The 19,679-nt window shown below is 68.4% G+C and carries 15 protein-coding genes; 10 read left to right on the top strand and 5 right to left on the bottom strand.

The window, feature by feature from the left end:
* Positions 1-308: 308 nt before the first annotated feature.
* The 3 genes from NLX86_RS09870 to NLX86_RS09860 all read right to left on the bottom strand — a co-directional run bounded on the left by NLX86_RS09870 (position 309) and on the right by NLX86_RS09860 (position 4,027).
* The gene (locus tag NLX86_RS09870) at positions 309-839 is read right to left on the bottom strand and encodes a hypothetical protein (RefSeq protein ID WP_254371222.1); all 531 of its coding nucleotides are present in this window, start codon (positions 837-839) and stop codon (positions 309-311) included.
* A gap of 29 nt (positions 840-868) precedes the next feature.
* Positions 869-2,044, bottom strand: a complete 1,176-nt coding sequence (locus NLX86_RS09865; protein WP_254371221.1) for an ImmA/IrrE family metallo-endopeptidase — start codon at positions 2,042-2,044, stop codon at positions 869-871.
* Between the two features lie 858 nt (positions 2,045-2,902).
* Complete coding sequence (locus NLX86_RS09860) at positions 2,903-4,027, bottom strand: hypothetical protein (protein WP_254371220.1); 1,125 nt, start codon at positions 4,025-4,027, stop codon at positions 2,903-2,905.
* A 407-nt stretch (positions 4,028-4,434) separates the two neighbouring features.
* Between NLX86_RS09860 and NLX86_RS09855 the strand changes: the two genes are divergently transcribed.
* Together NLX86_RS09855 and NLX86_RS34405 are read left to right on the top strand one after the other, a co-directional pair.
* Positions 4,435-4,737 carry a hypothetical protein gene (locus NLX86_RS09855; RefSeq protein WP_254371219.1) on the top strand — a complete coding sequence of 101 codons (303 nt, stop codon included), beginning with the start codon at positions 4,435-4,437 and terminating at the stop codon, positions 4,735-4,737.
* A 236-nt stretch (positions 4,738-4,973) separates the two neighbouring features.
* Positions 4,974-5,693, top strand: a complete 720-nt coding sequence (locus tag NLX86_RS34405) for a DUF6431 domain-containing protein (protein WP_308409565.1) — start codon at positions 4,974-4,976, stop codon at positions 5,691-5,693.
* Positions 5,694-5,896: 203 nt separating this feature from the next.
* Here the strand turns inward: NLX86_RS34405 and NLX86_RS09845 are convergent, their stop codons facing one another.
* On the bottom strand, positions 5,897-6,217 hold the full coding sequence (locus NLX86_RS09845; RefSeq protein ID WP_254371217.1) for a hypothetical protein: 321 nt from the start codon (positions 6,215-6,217) through the stop codon (positions 5,897-5,899).
* Positions 6,218-6,605: 388 nt separating this feature from the next.
* Between NLX86_RS09845 and NLX86_RS09840 the strand changes: the two genes are divergently transcribed.
* The 6 genes from NLX86_RS09840 to NLX86_RS09815 all read left to right on the top strand — a co-directional run bounded on the left by NLX86_RS09840 (position 6,606) and on the right by NLX86_RS09815 (position 15,140).
* Entirely contained in the window at positions 6,606-8,984 is a 2,379-nt protein-coding gene (locus tag NLX86_RS09840; protein ID WP_254371216.1) for an AAA family ATPase, read from the top strand.
* Positions 8,981-9,358, top strand: a complete 378-nt coding sequence (locus tag NLX86_RS09835; protein ID WP_254371215.1) for a hypothetical protein — start codon at positions 8,981-8,983, stop codon at positions 9,356-9,358. Before NLX86_RS09840 ends, NLX86_RS09835 begins: the two co-directional genes overlap by 4 nt.
* A 40-nt stretch (positions 9,359-9,398) precedes the next feature.
* Complete coding sequence (locus tag NLX86_RS09830; protein ID WP_254371214.1) at positions 9,399-9,722, top strand: hypothetical protein; 324 nt, start codon at positions 9,399-9,401, stop codon at positions 9,720-9,722.
* Between the two features lie 106 nt (positions 9,723-9,828).
* The gene (locus NLX86_RS09825; protein WP_254371213.1) at positions 9,829-11,751 is read left to right on the top strand and encodes a DUF4357 domain-containing protein; all 1,923 of its coding nucleotides are present in this window, start codon (positions 9,829-9,831) and stop codon (positions 11,749-11,751) included.
* Positions 11,748-12,956, top strand: coding sequence for an McrC family protein (locus NLX86_RS09820; RefSeq protein WP_254371212.1), 1,209 nt, complete (start codon positions 11,748-11,750; stop codon positions 12,954-12,956). The genes NLX86_RS09825 and NLX86_RS09820 overlap by 4 nt, the downstream gene beginning before the upstream one ends.
* Before the next feature lie 39 nt (positions 12,957-12,995).
* Positions 12,996-15,140: a UvrD-helicase domain-containing protein gene (locus NLX86_RS09815; protein ID WP_254371211.1), complete on the top strand. Its 2,145-nt coding sequence runs from the start codon at positions 12,996-12,998 to the stop codon at positions 15,138-15,140.
* A gap of 15 nt (positions 15,141-15,155) precedes the next feature.
* Here the strand turns inward: NLX86_RS09815 and NLX86_RS09810 are convergent, their stop codons facing one another.
* Positions 15,156-16,814: an N-6 DNA methylase gene (locus NLX86_RS09810; RefSeq protein WP_254371210.1), complete on the bottom strand. Its 1,659-nt coding sequence runs from the start codon at positions 16,812-16,814 to the stop codon at positions 15,156-15,158.
* 188 nt (positions 16,815-17,002) lie between these two features.
* Here NLX86_RS09810 and NLX86_RS09805 point away from each other — a divergent pair, with 188 nt between their 5' ends.
* Complete coding sequence (locus NLX86_RS09805) at positions 17,003-17,323, top strand: GNAT family N-acetyltransferase (RefSeq protein WP_308409566.1); 321 nt, start codon at positions 17,003-17,005, stop codon at positions 17,321-17,323.
* Between the two features lie 274 nt (positions 17,324-17,597).
* Positions 17,598-19,661, top strand: coding sequence for a hypothetical protein (locus NLX86_RS09800; protein ID WP_254371209.1), 2,064 nt, complete (start codon positions 17,598-17,600; stop codon positions 19,659-19,661).
* The last annotated feature ends 18 nt before the right edge of the window (positions 19,662-19,679 follow it).

The raw sequence follows: 19,679 nt of genomic DNA, 5'->3' as shown, positions 1-19,679 counted from the left end.
CGTCGGCTCGATCAAGGCCCACCGGGCGTCGGACAGGTCGCTGGGGTACGGCTTCCGCTGGCTCACGGCCCAGCGTGGTCACGCTGGCGGCGGACGGTGAGGTTCCGCCACCAGTACGGCGTTTCTACCGCGTCTTCAAACCAGACGGACTTCGAGTCGCAGAAGCGAGCGAAACGGGCGGCCGGTCGGAGGGACCGCGAGGGGACGTAACTCATGTATCGAATGAACCTGGACGAAGCGGGGCACCGACGAAAGCCGCATATCGAAACGAAGCTACGTAAACGCCCTCTCAGAGGGCGGTTCGCCTCTCAGAGGACGAACCGCCCTCTCAGAGACAGATCCTCAGGTCTCTGCGGAACGCCCCGCAGATGACGATCGGCCGCCCCCATCGCGAGCAGCAGCCGATGGCCCTCCGCAGGTAGGACCAGGGTGTCTACAACGGCCTCGCGCATGATGTCGACAGTGTCCTTGACGCGGATGCCCTTGCGGCGTGCGTAGTGCCCCGCTTCCCCGTCATCCGTGATCCAGACGGAGTCCGTGAACTCGCGGCGGTGCTCGATGACGACCAGCGTCTCCGCTTCGCCCAGGTGTTGCAGTGGACGTGAGGGCGAGCCGGCGAAAACCACTCGGCGTATGCGGTCCACCAGTGCGGTTTCGGCGGGGTCGTCGATCTCGATGGGGTCGCCGAGCCATCCGTCCGCGGTCACCTGGCGCAGGTGCGGCCAGTGCCGGGTGGACTGGTGGGCTTCGGCAGCGACCGCCTGTGTCCAGCGGCCGCGGCCGTCGAGGACCTTCTCGAGCAGACTCAGACGGTCGACGGCCGCTAAGTTGCACAGCACAGTATTGTCCGGAAACCAGCAGTGGCGCGTCATGGCTGGAAGACCAGGTCCCCTTCGTCAGCATGGGCCGGGGCCGGTGCGGGATCCTCCGGCTCGGGCTCGATCGCCGCCCGGATATCGTCGACAGCCATGCCCGTATAGGCAGCGAGCGGGCGGAGGGTGGTCTCTCCGGCAACGTAGCCGTCGTACAGCGCCTGGATCGGCCGGAAGGGCAGCCGCATGGCCTGTGACCAGGCCGTGCGGGCGGCGAGGACGTCGCTGTGTCCCGTCAGCAGGTGACAGGTCTCTGTGGTGACTCCGCGCAGCCGGCTTCTCGTCCCGGCATCGATGAAGCCCAGCTGCGACAACCGCGCGGCAAGAGCGCTCGGCGATACCTTGAAGCGCACGACCAGTGACCAGAGCTCTTCGTCCGTGAGGGTGTGCCCCCGTACGGCGGCGCTGAGCTCGGGCCGAGGCATCAAGAGATTCGCGGCGAACACATTGGCACGCACCTCGGTCAGATCCTTCTGACGCCCCGGCGCCAGCTGGGACTCCGTGAGCAGGTCCTGGGCGTCCCGAGCGAGGATGTGACCCAGTTCGTGGGCGAGAGTGAAGCGCTGGCGAGTCGGGACCGGCGTCTGGCTGGTCATGATGAGCCGGAACCCATCGGCCTGCCAGGCGGCACCGTCGACCCCGTCAGGCAGGCTGATCTTGGCGACGTCGACGCCGAAGACATGCTCCAGGGCGTCGACGAGTTCGGATGTCTCCAGGTCGCCGACGGCCGGCACTCCATTGGCGGCGAGTCGCTCGAGGGCATCCTCGGCGAGCGCCGCACCCTGGTCGACATAGCGCCCCGTGTCGGTCCGTACGCAGGGGAGTTCCGGCAGTTCAGACGCTCGTCCGAGGGCGTCCAGCACTTCGTGGGCGGTGGTGAACCGCTCGAGGAGATCCCTGAGTCTGTCCCGACCACCCTCGTCGACCGTAGCGCCACTGGTGCGGGCCGCGAATACAGGGCGGAGGGGCTCACGCCCGGTCAACAGCCAGTCCACCGTGGTCTCGCCGCACTCCGCGATCCGGGCCAGATCGAGCGACGTGAACCGCCGGACACCGCTGAGCGACTTCGACAGTTTGTCGGGGGTGAGCCCTATGTTCTTGGCGAATGCTGACTGCGGGACTGCGGCTGCGTCCATGACTTTGCGTACACGGTCGATCACAGTCATTCTCATGAGGCCAGCCTATGGAAGTGATGCGAAATTCGCAACGCCGTAGGCCCACGCTCCCGCGCTTGGGCGGCTTACCCGCCCCGGCGACGCCGCAGCGGTCGCCTCGGAGTCGCCGAAAATGCGGGACTGCTGAGTCAGCCGCCGCCTTCGATGCGCCTGAAACTGGCCGACTGCGAGCCGGTCTCCTTTGGGCGAGCGCAGCTTCACGGAAGGCTGCGGGCTGAGCATTCACGGTCTCGCGCCCTTCCGTGAGGGCGTCCCGCTGCGGGACCACGTGGACCGGCTGTCCGTCTTCCCGGCGCCGCCACCTGGAGCGTCCGGATGCGACAGCTTCCCTCCCGCTTCCGCGCGGCGACGCTGTTGCCTCACCACTGGTCGCGCGCTTGCTCGAACTCGCCAGTCGAAGTCGGGCAACTGTTCGCAGTCGCCGTCGGCCTGGGTGCCCGTGACGCCGCCTCAGGATCTGACCGTCCGGGGCAGCCTCATCTTGTCGGTGCGCAGTAACTATGACGTCCGTGGCTCACCGGACCCGCCAGACGAACTCACCCTGGCTGTCGGAGCGGCGGCTGTGCACACCGTGTTCCCAGCGATGCTGTCCTCGCAGCAGAACCGTGATGACGACGTGGGCATCGGGGTCGACGACGCATGTGCAGTCCTTACGTTGGAGGACGCGCCGCCCAGGCGGATGAGCAGGACCGCCGCCGTACGTCTGCTCCGGGGAGATGACGCACTGCAGCACGTCGGTCTCGCTGAAACCCAGTTCCTCCGCCCGGCTACGGGCGTGCGCACTCAGGCGGACGCCGGCACGCTCTCTCTGTCGGGTCAGCGCTCTCTCCCGACGGGCAACCTGCCGCACGCCGCTCATGACGCATCACCATTCAGCAGCGTTTCGATTCTGCCCTTTCCCCAGCCGCCGTCGCGTGTGCTGGATGGCACCGCCTCTGCGTTGAGCCTGTGGGCGATCTCTCTGTAGTTGAACAGCTGGTCCTGTAGCTGCAGAGCTCTCGCCCGTGCGTGATCGCGTGTTCGGTGGCTCTCGAGCACAGTTGCCTTGTCGTACCAACGTAAGGCAGTGAACAGGCGGGTCCCCTGGCGCAGAACCCCGTCCTCGGATGGATCGTTGAACCCGGCCCGCACTGGGCGGGCGTCCTCGAGCACCTTCACCCCGAACCGCTCGGCAAGGGCGTAGACAATCTGTCGCTCGACATCGTCGGCGAAGAGATCGGCGTCCAGGACATACAAGGCACGCACAGCGTGAAAGTCGCATATAAGCCGCAGCAGTTGCGGCAGCCCTCGGTCCCCGCGCTCCGCTGTGGCCGAGCCACCGCACACGAATCCGTGCTCCTGTGCAAGCTGTTGGGCGCGCTGCGTGTGATCAGTAGCCGGATCCAGCCCGTACACAACCATGGCCGGCGGCAACTCGAAGAGACTGGCAGATCGGCCCCAACGACGGATGTCATCACCTTGGACAGTTCGAGGCCCATCAGGGTCGAGGCTCCAGACGTGGAGCAGCCGATGAATGAACTGTCGGTTCAGGTGGTCGTCGAAGCCACGACCGGGGCGGAAGTAACCCGCGTCGGTGAGCACGCAGGCCGCAGCGGGCATCGACAACCCGAAGCCGTGATGGAGCATGTGCGCCACGCGGGCGAGTTCGTTCTCATTCCAACTCGGCATCCCGACGTCACCGTCCTCCGTGCGTCTCGGGAGCAGAGTCGCCCGCTTCGTCGCCAACTCGGTTGCGAAGTCGTTCAGAGCTGGCTGCGCCTGCTGCGTGGCCATGGCATCCACGACAAGCTGCTTCTTGGCGGCTCGTACCTCCGCCTGTACCAACGCCCGCGTGACCTGGTCTTCAAAGTCCGCCCGCAGAGGCACGTAGAGAACGTCGGCCAGATCGGCACGCAGGGAGAACAGTGCCTCGTGCAATGCAGGGCGCTCATCAGCGCATGCGCGCCGCAGGGTATCCGCCTCGAAGCGCCAGAAGGACACACCTGAAGTGCCGTTCGTTGAGTACCCGACTCGGTACCCGACTGTCAGAGGGGACATGCCCACCTCCCAGAAAGATCCATCAACGTGGGAAGACCGTGGCAGTACTGAATGTCCGGCGCACCTCACATTATTGTCGGCAATTATTCTGGTGCGGACGGACAGAACACCGATTAGCCGTGGCCGGCAGGCAGCCGAGCGGATACGTCGGTTGGCAGGCGCACGACGGCACCGGGAGGACCAGATTTCCCACGGGATAGGAGTCGTGCTCAGTCGACGGCCAGGTGCTTACGCTTCGCCCCGCGAGCTGCTGTCAGGCCCTACCTGGCGATCCCTGCCCGCACCAATAGTGTCCCGAGCTTGCCAGCTTCCGGCGGTGCGAGCACGCGCGCGTCGATGTCCGTGAACCCGTGGCGCTTGAGCAGGTCGCGGACATCGAGATCGGCGCCGAGCTGAACGGTTTCGCCAGCGCCCACCGCCTGATCGTGACCGTCACCAACCTCACCACCAACCAGGTCATCGGCTCCCAGACCCTGGACATTCCCCTTACGCCCACCCACGCCGTCCGCCGCGAGCAGCTTCGCGCGGACTTCGCGAGCCTGGCGGCCAACGACGGGGACCTGCTGGTGGCCCGCTGCTCCTACAAGGTCACCGCAGGCGTCCACACCGACATCGCGCACGCCACCTCGGACTTGGCCATCGCCACGGCCTGACCCGGGCGGCGGCCCGCTTGGGGGGATTCCGGCGGAGGGAGGAGGTGATCAGGATGGATGTCGTCGTGAGCGTGTTCGTGCACGTCAGCACGTGGTGTTGCCACTGCTGGCCCTGCTGGTGGTAGAGAACGGAAAGGACTGTGCCCCCGAGAGCACCCATCGCCCTCGGGGGCACAGCCGCGCGTCCGGCCACCGGTCATTGGGACTCTAGTGACCAGGACCGACACGCAATCTGAGTGCCCCACGGCCCGATCTGTGGTGAGTGCACGCGGGATCGTCTTGAGCAGCATGATCCTTTGGCGTTTGGGCAGGCTGGCGATACTCCGTCCGTACTCGGAGCGGGAGTACGTCGTGGCTGCGAGGGCTGTCGGGTGCTGATCGTGGACTCGGATGTGCTGCTGGTGGAACGGCAGCTGCGGGATCGGCTGCTGACTTGTCCGTCATGCGGGGCGGTCCTGGCGCCGTGGGGACATAGCCAGCCCCGGGAGATCCGGGGTGATCTCGGGGCCCGGTTCCTTCTTCGGCCGCGCCGAACGCGTTGTTCGGGCTGCGGCGTCACGCACGTGTTGCTGGCGGAGGTGTTCTGGCCGCGGCGGGCGGATGCGGCCGTGGTGATCGGGGCCGGGCTGGAGATAGCCGCGTTGGTCATGGGGCACCGCCAGGTCGCCGCATATCTGGGGCGGGCCGAGGGCACGGTCCGCGGCTGGCTGCGGGCGTTCGCCGGGCGGGCGGAGGCCGTGCGCCGCCACTTCACCGTTGCTCTGGTCGCGCTCGCCGACGACCCGGTGGTGCCGGACGCGGCGCCTTCGACGCTCGCCGATGCCGTCTCGGCGGTCGCGGCCGCCCATCGGGCGGCCTCGGCGAGGTGGCCGGGGATGCTCACGGTGTCGCGGTGGGAGTTCGCCGGCCGGGCGATAGACGGCAGGGTTCTGACCTCGCCTTCTGCCGCTATTTGATCAACACGGGCCGCCCTTGGGCGGGATCGGGAGGTGCCGGGAGTCTTGATCGTGTCCGCCGGCGAAGCGGCGGGCTCTGTTCGAAACGCGAGGTGGGTTGCCTATGTCACCGAGTGAGGACGAGGACCCTCGCCGGGCGGAGCGGGCCCGGCAGGTGGGCCTGTTCCGCTACGGCCTGATCCAGGACCTGATCGACACGAAGCTCACGACACGCCAGCGCGGGAAACTCGCCCGAGAGTTGGCATCGAGGGAGCACACCGACCCGTTCGGCCGGCAGGTGCGGGTGCCGCGCTACGGTCCGAAGCATGGTCCAAGACGGCGTTGCACGCGCCGATCTCGTCGAAGGCGCGCTGGGCCGTGCGTATCGCCAGCTCGATCACCTCTCCCGGCTCGCCTTCCAGCAGCCGGGCGTAGCTGCGGATGCCTCTCACATAGGAGGCGGCGAGATCCAGCGGGTCTCTCCCATCGTCCTCCGGCTCCGGGTTCTCCCACTCGCCGACGAAGTCCGCTCCGGTCGATTTCACAGCTGTTCCCCCACCCCTTGCTGCTGCTTGGTGACATGCCACAACTGATCTTGGTGGACGTGTGCGCGGTCGGTCAAAGGCTCAGCTGCCTGCAAACCAACGCCGACCCGAGCAGCAGGCCACGCACACGGGACTACACAGGTCGGCCAAGGCGGCTCGCTGTCCCCGGCCTGTGGTCCTGGGCGTCGCTGCATCACGGCCGGGGGTCCGACGGTGTGACTCAGCGGAGCCTGGACATGCTGGCGAGTTGCGTACACGGATTCGAATCTTGAATTCTCGGAAGTCTGTTGACGACGCTAACAAGTGTGCGCCATGCTCGGTCAGGCAACTGCGTGCAATGACTGGTATGCCGCTCTCAACTGCCCCACCCAGCACAGGAGTCCGAACCATGACCCACGATGCACAGCCCGCCCCCGCATCCCTGCGCGACCTGCTGCTCGGCCGGCTGCCGGAGTCCGGGCTGGCAGCAGATGCGCAGGAATTACTCCGCGACCTGTTGCCCGACGCCCAGGCCAGGAGCGATGGCCGGGGCCACCCCCTGTTTCTGCGATCCATCTCGGCCGCCGGCTGGCGCGGCATCGGGCCCGCCACCACGCTCGAACTCCGGCCCGAACCCGGCCTGACGGTGATTGCCGGCCGTAACGGCTCCGGAAAGTCGAGCTTCGCCGAAGCCGCAGAGATGGCGCTGACCGGGGACAACTTCCGGTGGCAGGGGCGCACCCAGATCTGGAAGCAGGGCTGGCGTAATCTGCACGACCACACGGACCCGCAGGTTGCCGTCGCGCTGTCCTACGGCGACGGGAGCGAGCCAGTCACCCTGCGCCGCAGCTGGACCGGCACCGGTGTGGACGACTCCCGCACGGTGGTCGAGGGAGCTGCAGCGGAGCTGCACGAGATCGTCGGCTCGGAGGAGCTGTCGCTCTACCGGCCGTTCCTCCCCTACAGCGAACTCGGCGCGATGATCAACGGGCCACTGACCGCCCTGCATGACGCGCTCTCCCAGATCCTCGGCCTGGAACTGCTCGGTGATATCGACAAGCAGGCACGCGCCCTTGCCAAGGCCCTCACCGACACCGTCGCGGCCGCCACCGAACTCACCGGCACTGTCGCCCGGGAGCTGTCCGAGCTCGACGATCCGCGGGCCGCGGAGGCGGTCGCGGCACTCGGCGGACGCCGGCCCGACCTCGACCGGGTGCGCGCGCTTCTCAAGGACCACACCGTTGCCGACGACAGCGCGCTCGCCCGCCTGCGACGGCTCGCCGGTCTGGAGGCCCCCGACCGGCGGACCGTCAGCGCTGCCGTGACGCGGCTCCGCAAGGCCGCCGCCGACGCCGAGGACGCGCGGTACAGCTCGGCCGAGGACGCGAGGCGACTGATCGGGCTGCTGGAAAACGCCCTGGACCATCGTCGCCGCCACCCCGACTCCGCCGACTGCCCCGTCTGCGGTGGCGTTAACCGTCTCGACCGGGCCTGGGCTGAGGGAGCCCGGGAGCAGGTCGAACGGCTCCAGATCCAGGCGGCCGAGGCGCAAGCCGCACGCCGGGAACTGGCCGCTGCCGTCCGGGACGTCCACGACCTGGTGCAGCCTGTTCCGGCCTGGCTACAGGCTGACGAGCCTTCGCTCGCCGCCCTCTGGCGTGACTGGGCCGCGTGCCGTGCCGTCGTTGAGCCCCGGGAACTGGCGGACCGGGTCGAGCGGGCCGAGGCCGTTCTCGGCGACGCCTGCCACCAGTTGCGCGAGGACTCCGCACAGCGGCTCGCCGACCAGGACGGGCGCTGGCAGACCGTGGCCGGGCGCCTCAGCGAATGGCTGCGACAGGCCGAGGCCGCCGAGCAGGCGCAGCCCCGCATCCGGCAGATCAAGGCTGTCCGGGCGTGGCTGAGGAAGACGACCGACGAACTGCGCGACGAGCGGCTCAGGCCCATCGCCGACCAGTCGCAGGCGGTGTGGAAGCTGCTGTGCGAGCGCAGCAGTGTCGCGCTCGGCTCGATCAGCCTTGCGGGCGCCGCCAACCAGCGCAAGGTCGTGCTCGACGTTTCCGTGGACGCCATGGAAGCGCCTGCGTTCGGTGTCATGAGCCAGGGCGAACTGCACTCGCTGGCGCTGTCCCTGTTCATCCCGCGCGCCACGCACCAGGGCAGCCCGTTCAAGTTCTTGGTGATCGACGACCCGGTCCAGTCCATGGACCCGGAGAAGGTCGACGGCCTGGCCAAGGTTCTCGACATCTACGCACAGCATCGGCAGGTTGTCGTCTTCACCCACGACACCCGGCTCGAGGAGTCCATCGGCCGTCTCGGCATCAAGGCAACGGTCAAGCGGGTGTCCCGGCAGACCGACTCGGTCGTCGACGTCGTCCCGGTCAGTGACCCGGTGAGCCAGGCGCTGGAAGAGGCGCGAGCCATCGCCCTGGACACGAACCTGCCGCAGGAGGTTGCCGACAGGGTGCTGCCCGCGATGTGCCGAGTGGCTCTGGAGGCGGCCTATCTGGACGCCGCCCGGAACACACTGCGCAAGGCCGGGCTCGGTGAGCGCGCCGTTGCGGAGTTGATCGCGAAGGCGGGGCCTCTCATCGGACTTGTGGCGCTTGCCTTGTCGGTGGAGCCCGGCACCGTCCTCGACTCCATCGCAAGCGACCACGGCCCCTGGGCCAAGGAACTGATCAGGCAGTGCAACGAAGCCTCGCACCAGGCCGGCATGCCCGTCGGCGACCGCAAGGAACTGGTCCGGCGCACCGAGCGGCTCGTGAAGGCGGTGCAGGCCCGGTGACTCTCCCCACCAGCGGCCTTCTCGCCGCCGCCGACCGGCTGCTCAGCCCGCCGCCGGACATCACCCACACCCTCACCCCCGGCCTGCGGGCCCGCGCCGCCGCGGTCCTGCTCCGGCTTGCGCTGGACGAGACACTCGACGGTTTCTGGCGCGGCGTCAGCCCGAACATGACCCGCAACGGACGCAGCAGGATGCTCAGCCTGCAGTGGTACGTCAGGCCGTCCGTCGCCCGGCAGTGGTACGCCGTCTGGTCCGCCCTCAGCGCCGCCTGCCACCACCACACCTACGAGCTGCCCCCCACTCCCGCCGAGGTACGTGCCTGGCATCAGGACGTGACCGAGCTGCTGAACGTCCTGCCCTCAGCCAGGCTCTGATCCGGGCCAGGCTGCCGCCGTCAACGCGAGGAACCACGCCATGAACACCCGCCGCTACCGCATGGTGGTCACCAGCGGACTCGACTACGTCAAGACGGGTGCCCAGCTCGGTGACCAGCTACGCCGGTGGCTGAGTGAGCCACCGAAGGCCTACGCCATCGACGCCTTCGCCGAGGGGCGCAACGAAATAGCCCATGGCGTGACCCTCGACCACGACTCGACGACAGGCGTCGCAGGCGCATACAGGCGATGGCGGCTGCTGGATACGGCCCCCAACGGCATCTGGCAGCCCACGATCCCTGGCCCGGCAGGCGGGAGACCGGCCGCTCTATCGGTCCGTCACGTGACCAATACGCTCACGTGACGGACCGGTCTCCGTGGCCAGTGTCGGTTGTCGGATCCCCGCGGATAGGGTCGCAGAGCGTAGTTGTCGAAGGGGGCGTCGCGCGGCGCCCGGCCGAGGAGTGAGTGTGAGCGACGAGCACGGGCGCCAGCCAGAGCCTGCCGAGTATCCGGAGTTCCTGTTGCGTCTGCCGGGCGGGGGGCCGCTGGCCAGGGGACGGCTGCTGGCGGAGAAAGGGACGAATGGGAGCCAGAAGTTCGTCGTCCTCGCGGCGTCTCCGGTCCGGACCGAGGTGGTGCCTTCGTTCCCGCTCCGTATGCCGTCATCCCACCGTCTCAGGCAGGAGTTGATCGAAGAGGGGGCGATCCGCGAGTCGACGACCTGGCCGGGCCGGCTGGAGACGGTCCGGGACATCGAGTGCAATTCGCCGTCGGCCGCGGCCGAGATCCTGGTGGGGCGCAGTGCCAACGGATGGGTGGAGTGGAAGACCGCCGACGGGCATCCGCTGGCTGACTTCCTCAACAACGTGGGGTGGGGACCCAACCGAGCCTGGCTCGTGCGCGGCTCCAACGTCTCCGGCCTCGACCTCGTGCAGCGGATGTGGCTTCCCGAGCAGCGGATCTCTGTCGCCGCCTCCAGACTGCGGCAAGGCGTCGAGCAGGGGGTCACCAAGGACCAGTTGCGGTCCTTGGTCGAGGAAGACTACGCGTCGGCGGCCACGTACAACCAGAAGCTGGAGCTGGTCGAGGAACTGCATGCTTTCCTGTCCCGGATGAAGCCCGGCGACACGGTGTGCACTATCTCGGGCGGACGGCTCTACGTCGGTGAGGTCACCGGTTCCGCCGAGCAGACCGTCTCGGACGGAGGCCGGTCCAATCTGGGGCGGCCCGTCGAGTGGCAGGACGGCGGATATCCGTACGACGAGCTCCCCGAGGAGCTTCAGCAGAAGCTGTCCATACAGCACGACATGGTGGACCTGAGCGTGGTCAAGACACTTCTCGACGGCCTTGGCTTGTCCGATGCGGAACTCGCCGCGGAGGCCGAGGCAGCCGTCGAAGGCGACGCGAGCGCCGAGATCGCCGCGATCACCGAGCGCCGCCGCGAGCTCGAACTGCCCCAGCCGGGCCCGGAACTGGCCGCCGAACTCCTCGTCCACGACGTCGCGTGGCTGCCTGAGCTGCGCGACCTGCTCTGGGACGAGCGGCAGCTCGTCCTGTACGGACCGCCCGGCACCGGTAAGACCTTCCTGGCGCTCGAACTCGCCACGTTCCTCGGCGGCGGCCCCGAGCAGGTCAAGCTCGTGCAGTTCCACCCCTCCTACTCCTACGAGGACTTCTTCGAGGGCTTCCGGCCCCGTGAGGACCCCGAGACCCGCGAGGTCGCCTTCCGGCTCACCGCGGGGCCGCTGCGTGAACTGGCCGACCTCGCGTCCCGCGAGGGCAACAGGCACATCCCGCACTTCCTGATCATCGACGAGATCAACCGGGCCAACCTGGCGAAGGTCTTCGGCGAGCTGTACTTCCTGCTCGAATACCGCAACAAGTCCGTGCGCCTCACCTACTCCGGAGACGACTTCGCGCTGCCACCCAACCTGTTCGTCATCGGCACCATGAACACCGCCGACCGTTCCATCGCCCTCGTCGACGCCGCCATGCGCCGACGCTTCGCGTTCGTCGAACTCTCGCCCCGGACCGAGCCGACCCGCGGACTGCTACGCCGCTGGCTCGCCGACAGAGAGCTGGACTCCGAGCCGGCGGACCTCCTCGACGCGCTCAACTCCCGGATCGAGGAGCCCGACTTCCGCATAGGACCCTCCTACCTCATGAAGAAGGGGGTCTACCGCCAGGGAGGGCTGGAACGCACGTGGCGCACCAAGATTCTTCCGCTGCTGGAGGAGCACCACTACGGCGATGGCATCGACGTCCAGGCCCGCTACGGTCTGGAAGCCCTCCGCAAGCTCGTGGCCACCCGTATGCAACGCTTCGCCGTGCAGCCCGGCGACCTCGTGTGGGGCGAACCGTCCGACGTCGGCGTCGACGACGCGTCGTGACGACCATCCACCTTGTCGAGCATGCCCCGCCGGTCCCGCGTCCTCTCCCGGACGTGGTCGGGCGGGCCCTCGCCGCCTCCCGCATCGTCGACGCCGCGCCCGACCCGTATCTCCCCGGCCACTGGCGGCTCCGCGCGGGCAGCAAGGTCGGCGCGGTTGCCCTGACGGTCCCCGGCGCGGGGACCGTTACCCTCCGGGTCACTCCGAAGGTGCCGATCGCCCGGCTGTTCTTCCTCCTGGGCTATGCACTCTCCCCGCACTCCGCCCCGTACGACGAGAGCGTCGACGTCGCCGAGCACACCGAGGTGCTGCCGGCTTTTGCCCACGCCTACGAACGGCAATTGGCGCGGGCACTCGCGCAAGGGCTGGTGCAGGGCTACCGGACCACCGAGGAGAGCGCCTTCGTCGTGCGCGGCCGCATCCGTGAGGCCGACCAGATACGGCGTCGATTCGGCGCCGCCCTCCCCGTCGAGATCGTGTACGACGAGTACACCACCGACATCGCGGAGAACCGCATTCTGTGCGCCGCCGTCGAACGGCTCCTGAGGCTGCCCGGCGTTCCCGGCGCCGTACGCCGCCGTTTGGCGCACCATCGGGCGCGTCTGGCGGACGTGACACCTCTCGTACGCGGGCACGCTCTGCCGATGTGGCGGCCCACCCGCCTCAATGCCCGCTACCACGGCGCGCTCCGCCTCGCCGAGACCGTGCTGCGCGGGGCATCGGCAGAGCACGACGAGGGGCAGCTGCGCATCGACGGCTTCCTGTTCGACATGAACAAGCTCTTCGAGGACTTCGTCTGCACGGCGCTGCGCGAGTCCCTCGCCCCGTACGGCGGCCGACCCGCGCTCCAAGCCCAAGGAATCCATCTGGACCAGGACGACGCCGTCCGTATGCGTCCCGATTTCGTCTGGTACGCCGACGACGGTCGGCCGCGCGCGGTCGCCGACGCCAAGTACAAGGCGGAGAAACACGAGGGATTCCCAGACGCCGACCTCTATCAGATGCTCGCCTACTGCACGGCGCTCGGCCTCCACGACGGGCATCTCATCTACGCCAAGGGCAACGCCCCGCACGCGGCCCACCGCATCCGCAACGCGGCCATCACGATTCACCAGCACGCCCTGGACCTCGACCAGCCGCCCCACCCGCTGCTCGCCGAGATCCGAAACCTCGCGGAGCGGCTCGCCTCCGTGCCGCCCGTATGATCAACGAGCCTGTCCTGTCGGTGTAAAAGGAGCCGTCCCGTGCCTCATCTCGCCTTCGCGAACACCTTCTGGCAGAGCTTCGACGCCCTGGAGAAGACGGTTAAATCGGGTGTCCGGAAGGCGATGGCGAAGTTCCAGCTACTCACCGTTGCCGAGCTGCACGCCGACAAGGGACTGCACCTGGAGTCGGTTGACAAGGCACGCGACCCACGGATGAGGACCATCCGCATCAACGACTTCTGGCGGGGCGTCGTCCTCGCGCCCGACGACGGCAGCGATGTCTTCCTGCTGCTGAACGTCGTGCCGCACGACGACGCGTACACGTGGGCCGCGAAGCGCCTTTACACCGTGAACACCGCCACCCGTGGTCTCGAAGTGCGCAATGTCGTCGCCATCGAGCAACTGACTCCCGCGCTGGAGAAGGCGGCGACCGAGGCGCCCACCCTGCTGTTCGCCGCGTACTCGGACACGGTCTTGCGCGAACTCGGCATCGACGACCAGGTGCTGCGGGCCGTCCGCACCGTTATCGACAGGGCGCAGCTGGATGCGTTCGGGACGCTGCTGCCTGAGGACCAGTTCGAGGTGCTGCAGTTCCTGGCGGAGGGGTTCACACCGGAGGAGGTCTACCGGGATGTCGTCGCGGTACGTCGGCCCGTCCACGCGGCGCCCGAGCCGACCGAGGATCTTGCGGCTGCCATCGCCAACACCGGCAGTCGCATCACTCTGATCACTGAGCCGGACGAACTCGCGGACATCCTGGAGAAGCCCTTCGCGGCATGGCGGGTCTTCCTGCACCCGTCGCAGCGGCGTGTGGCGTACCGCGTCTCGTACAACGGCTCTGCCCAGGTGTCCGGCGGACCTGGCACCGGCAAGACGGTCGTAGCTCTGCACCGGGTCAAGCACCTGCTGTCTCGTTCGCAGGACACGAGGGTCCTGCTCACCACTTACACCAACGCGCTCGCCGCGGCACTGCGGGAGAACCTCGCGCTGCTCCTCGACGACGAAACCCAGCTGGCTCGCGTCGATGTGACCACCGTCAACGCGTACGCCCACCGTCTCGCGAGGGAACTGGGTGGGCGGACGCCGTCGCCCATCGGGGACCAGGAGGAGCGGCGGATCTGGCAGAAGGTGGGCAAGCAGCTTGGCCTGCCGTGGACCGAACAGTTCCTGGCGCAGGAGTACCGGCACGTCGTTCTCGCGCAGGACATCCGGTCGGCAGAGGACTACCTGCGCGCCACCCGCAGGGGCCGGGGGACGGCGCTCGGGCCGTTGAAGCGCGCCGAGGTCTGGCGGGCCGTTGAGGCGTTCAGGTCCGCGCTGCGGGCGCAGGGTGTCTGCACGCATCTTCAGGTGTGTGACGAGGCCGCCCGGCTGCTCGACGGCGCGAACCGCGCGGCGTACGGATACGACCATGTGGTCGTGGACGAGGCGCAGGATCTGCATCCGGCCCAGTGGCGCGTCCTGCGCGCTGCCGTCGAGCCAGGGCCCGATGACCTGTTCGTCACCGGCGATCCGCACCAGCGGATATACGACTCTCATGTGTCGCTCAGCTCTCTCGGCGTCTCGGTGACGGGGCGGTCCAGCCGGCTGCGGATCAACTACCGGAGCACGGAGGAGATTCTGGTGTGGTCCACCGGCATCCTCGATACCGTCGCGGTCGAGGACCTGGCTGGTGAGGGGTGCGACAGTCTGTCCGGCTATCGCTCGCTGCTGCACGGCAGAAAGCCGCACATCGATGGGCACAGCTCTGAACAGGCCGAGGTCGGGGCCCTGGTGAAACGGATCGAGGGGTGGATCTCGCAAGGGATCCGGCCGGCAGAGATCGCCGTATGTACTCGGTTCAACGTGCTCTTGGACAAGGTCCGGGACCGGCTGGAAGCAGTGGGCGTGCCGGTGGTCCGGGTGAAGGACAACCCAGGGGTCGACACGGCCGGTGTGCGCCTGGCGACCATGCACGCGATGAAGGGTCTCGAGTTCCGGTGCGTCGCTGTCGTCGGCGTCACAGCTTCCGCTGTCCCCTTCGGGAGAGAGATCACCCCGGCCGAGGTCGACCGTCTTCAGCACGAGTCGGACCTGCTGCGGGAGCGGTGCGTGCTCTTTGTGGCGTGCACGCGGGCCCGTGAGGCCCTCCATGTGTCGTGGAGCGGTTCCGCCAGCCCGTTCCTGCCCGTACGGCGGCGGTAGGGGGCGGACGGCGCGTCATTCGTCGGACGAGGGCGGGGCGAGTGCTCCATTGGTGAGTCCGTCACGCGCCAAGACTGCTGCCTGCTCGCTGAGTTCCGCCAGTTTCTTGACGCGCTGCTCGAATTCGGCGAGTGCGCGGAAGGCGGCTCCGTAGCGGCGCTGTTCCTCGATGGCCATCTGGGGGATGCGAGAACCCCGGGTGTCCGTGCGGAACGTTCCGCTCGTGCTGGTGGAGCGACGTGTGTTGGAAGCGCTTCGCAGGAAGCCGTTCAGATAGTCGGTGTCCAGCTGCTCGCTGGTGGAGACAGCCTCGTTACCCAGGGCCTCGACCAGTCCGGCGCGGGCAAGGTCGGAGACGCTGACTGTGGCCCCGTCCAGAAAGCCGCTGCCGGAGCCAGCCGTGAGAGTCGGCAGCTTGGTGAGCAGTGACGTCAGTTGAAGCTCGATGGACGCGAGTGTGGCCGCGTACTCCGCCGCGAAGTCCGTATGCATCACGGAGATGTGCGTGGCTGGGGTCAGATCGACGGTGTCATCAAGCAAATCGATCCGTGGAACGTCAGCGGTCTGCCCTTCCACCGGCTCCAGGCTGCCGTCCGGATCGTTCGCGGTCAGATCCGTCATGCGGACGAAGTCGGCAGCATCGTCGGGGCCCGCGGGCCGTCTGAGCAGCCACAGATGTACCGGAAGGGCATGCGAGGCGGCCATGCCCGGTGGGAGCGCCACGACCTGGGTGAGCAGTCCACGACGCACCAGCTCGGCGCGAATCCTGCGACCGGCTTTGCGGTAGGCGACCGACGCCGGCATCACCATCAGGACGCGGCCGCCCGGCGCCGTGTGGAAGTAGCAGTGCTGGAGCCACGCCAGTTCGCTCTCGGCGCGGGACGGCACACCGAGTTCCCAGCGCGGATCGAGGAGCAGGTCCTCCCGGCCCCAGTCGGCGACGCCGACGGGTGGTTCACACACCACGAGATCCGCCTTGAGTTCACGCTGCTGGTCTTCGCGCAGCGCGTCTCCTGGGTTGATGGTGACGTTGGGAAGACCCAGCAGGTCCGCACGCAGTTGTGCGTAGCGCGCACTTACGGGGTCGATGTCCTGGCCCGTCAGCACGTCTGCTTGCGCCCTGAAGGCGAACAGCAGAGACCCGATGCCGCAGGCGGGATCGAAGACCGTACCGCCATGGCCGCCTGCAAAGTCCAAGATCGCCCGGATAAGGCGCGGTGGGGTGATCTGCTCTGATCCGGCGCGCCCAGAGGACTCGACATAGCGTGCTGTCAGATTGGTGAGCAGCTCGGCAGGAGTGAGTTCTACGGTCAGCTCGTCGACGAGAGCTTGCAGAGCGGGGTCTCGGTCGGTCCCGGATTCATGAGCCGATCCCGCGAGGAGTTCCGCGACGGTGGTGAGCCCGCGGATCATGTTGTCGCCGTGCACACTGCGCAACTGCTGCCACAGGCGAACTTCGTTGGACACCTGTTGACCCTTGCGTTGTTTATCGAGCCAGGCCCGGATCTCGGGCAGGGCAAAGAGCGGGCTACTCGTGCTCCCGGTGACAGGCGCGGGGAAGTCGTCGTGGCGCCGGCGCCAGTTGGAGACGGCGGCGCGCGTGACTCCCGCCAGCCTTGCGATCTCGGCTGCGGTGACGAGGGGCTCTGCGGGCGGGCGCACTGCGTCCTTCATAGTCATCACGGTACACGGAGCGGCTGCGGAGCTGCAGGTGTGGGCCCGTTGGCGATGTAAACAAACTCTATGTGATCAGACGAGTACGCGAGTGCAGCAGCGGAACGCGCTCAGATCCTCCGGCATGCCGAGGACGACGAGGCGCCCCGGCTCGGCCTTGATAAAGCCAACTCTTCGGGTCCCCGCCGCTGGCCTCCGCCCTCCTGGTCGAGGACGAGACCGGAGACATCGTCGGGCTTGCCGCCTACTCGTTCCTGTGGCCGGCGGCGGGGTCGTCCCACTCGCTCTTCCTCAAGGAGCTCTACGAACGCGGCACGCTGCGCCGACAGGGCGTCGGCGCCCGACTCATGGACGAGCTCCGCGCCATCGCTGCCGCGCGCCCGGGCTGCAGCCGGGTCGAGTGGATGACGGACCGCGACAACCCGGACGCACGCGTCTTCTACCCGTCCCTCGGATTCTCCGAATGCAACGGGAAGATTGTGTACCGGGTCGACACCGGCTCGGCCTGAGCATCCGACGCCGCTCCTCCGCGATCAGAGCCCCGTCGGCGGGGGTGAGACGCTGACCCGCGGACAGGACCGAGCCATTCACCAGAGCACTGCTCGGCACTGTCCCTTGTGAACACGGTGAGATCGGCGCCGATACTCGGGCGCTTCAGTTCCGTATAGCCGACGAGCACGCCCTCGCCGGGCCGTTGACGCCACCCTCGTGCCCGCGTACGCATGACCGCCTCCCGGTAGCGTGCCGCTCAGTGATGACCGTACGACAGGCAGGACCCGAGCGATGCGCTTGTATTTCGCGCCCGAGGAGACCGACGAGTTCGAGGCCACGTGCGGGCTCCTCATCCATCGGATGGGGCGGTGGGCGGACGAGAGCGGTGACCGCTTGGACGGCTTCGGGGTCGAGGCGGCGCTCGACTACCGGCAGCGCGGTACGCGCGACGGGCGGCTCGGGCTGTGGGAGCCCCGGCACGTCGAGGGATTTCTGCTGGATTGGCTGCCACGGACGGTGACCGTGCTGCCGGGGGACGAGCCCGGCGACATGCCTGGCACGCGCGCACTGCTGTTGCGCTACCTCGACGCGATGGGACTCGCCGACCCGCGTGGGGCCACGCTTGCGGAGAACCTCTCGGCGATCGAGGCCGTGACGCCCCGGTACGGGCCCGCCATGGCCGACCGGACCCGCTGGGGCCTGTCGAAGTTCTGGGTGACCACGGCCGCCGAGCAGGGCACGGACGTGCACGATCCGGAGGCCTTGCAGGGTTTCGTGGAGCGGGCCCGGCGCGGGGAGGTCGCGTGCGACGAAAAGGTGCTGGACCAGGTGATGGCCCGCCGACTCGCGCACGGACCGGCAGCAAGGGAGCGCGCCGAGCCGCAGCTGCCGGTCGCCCTGCCCACCGAGGACGAGCTGCGCGCGCTCGCCGAGCAGTCCGCGGTGCTGCCGTGGCTGCGCGGGATCAGCGCGTGGGCGGGCAGCGAAGGCAGGTCGGTCACCGCGACCGGCACGCTGCGGATCTCGGACGCGCGGGCGCTCGTAGCCGAGCTGGGCACGGGCGACAGCGTGGAAGGAGTCCGCTCGTCGGCGCAACTGCCGCGGCTCGGGCTCGCGGTCGAGTGGGCGAAGAAGGCCAGGATCGTACGGATCGTCAAGGGGCGGATGTACGCCGTCGCCAAGGCGCGGCCCCTCCTCAAAGACCCACTCGCACTGTGGCGGCGCGCCTTCGAGACCTTCACCGGTCTCCGCGATCCGCTGGTCGCGCCCCGCAGCGGATGGCACTTCCCCTCGATGGTCTGCGACACCTTCGAGGAGGTGGTGCCCGACATCCTCAACACCCTCTACAGCCTGCCCTACGCCATGCCCTGGCCGCGGCTGCGGGGATCGACGCATCTCGGATACGGCACCGGGTCGGCGGTGCTGCTCGAAGCCGCCGACCGAGATCTGCGCCTCGTGCTCGAAGCCCTTGAGGACCTGGGTGCTATCGAGCCGTACGAGGGGATGGCCGACCCCGCGTTCGTCGAGACACCGCTGAGCGCGGCGCCGGAGCTGCCGCCCGCCGGACTGCCGCCCGAGCTCGCGGAACTCTTCGGCACGGTCGCCCGCCTCCAGGACCCGGACGCCGAGTTCCGTGCCGGAGCCCGCGCCCTGGAGGCTGAACTCACCAACGGACCAGTGGAGTTGATCCGGCTCACCGCACTCGGTCACGACTCGGTACGGCGCCGGCTGCTCGCCGAGGGCCGCGATGCACCGCTCCTCGGCGAACTCATCCACGCCCCGGCCGCCGGACTTCTCGGCGTCCTCGCCGACCACTACTATCCGGACTCCGAGCGCACCGAACTCGCCACCTGGATCACCGCTCGGCCGAGCCCGGCCGTGGCGCTGGAACGGCTGACCGACGCTATGCGTGCCTGCCCCTTCCGTACCCGCACCGAAGCCATGCTGAATGTGCTCGCCGAGGCGCACCCCGACGGCGATACCGTGGCCCGGGGCCTGCGCGGCGATCCTCTGCTCGCGCCCACCGCGATCAGCGTCCTGGTCCGGCGCGAGATCCTCGACGCCGATGACCTCACTGAGCCGGAGAGCCTCCTCATGGTCGCGGAGAGCCTGCTCCAGCTCCTGGAAACGACGGGGCCGGACGGAGCCCTGGAGATGCTGAGCGGTCAGCACGTCCCCGCCCGCGAGACCCTGGCTGCGCCCCTGGCCTCCGGCCACCCCGACCGGGCGGGGATGGCGGATCTGAAGGAAGTGGTCGATCAGTCCGCCCGACGGCCCGCCGCCCAGGTCGGTCGCATCCACCGGAGGAGTGGACGCAAGGGCGGCGAGGGCAGGGGCGGCAAGCGGCGACGGTGAGCGGACGCGGACCTCGAA

This window comes from Streptomyces sp. A3M-1-3, from assembly GCF_024213665.1.
Taxonomy (GTDB): domain Bacteria; phylum Actinomycetota; class Actinomycetes; order Streptomycetales; family Streptomycetaceae; genus Streptomyces.
This window is presented reverse-complemented; position numbering and strand designations above follow the sequence as displayed.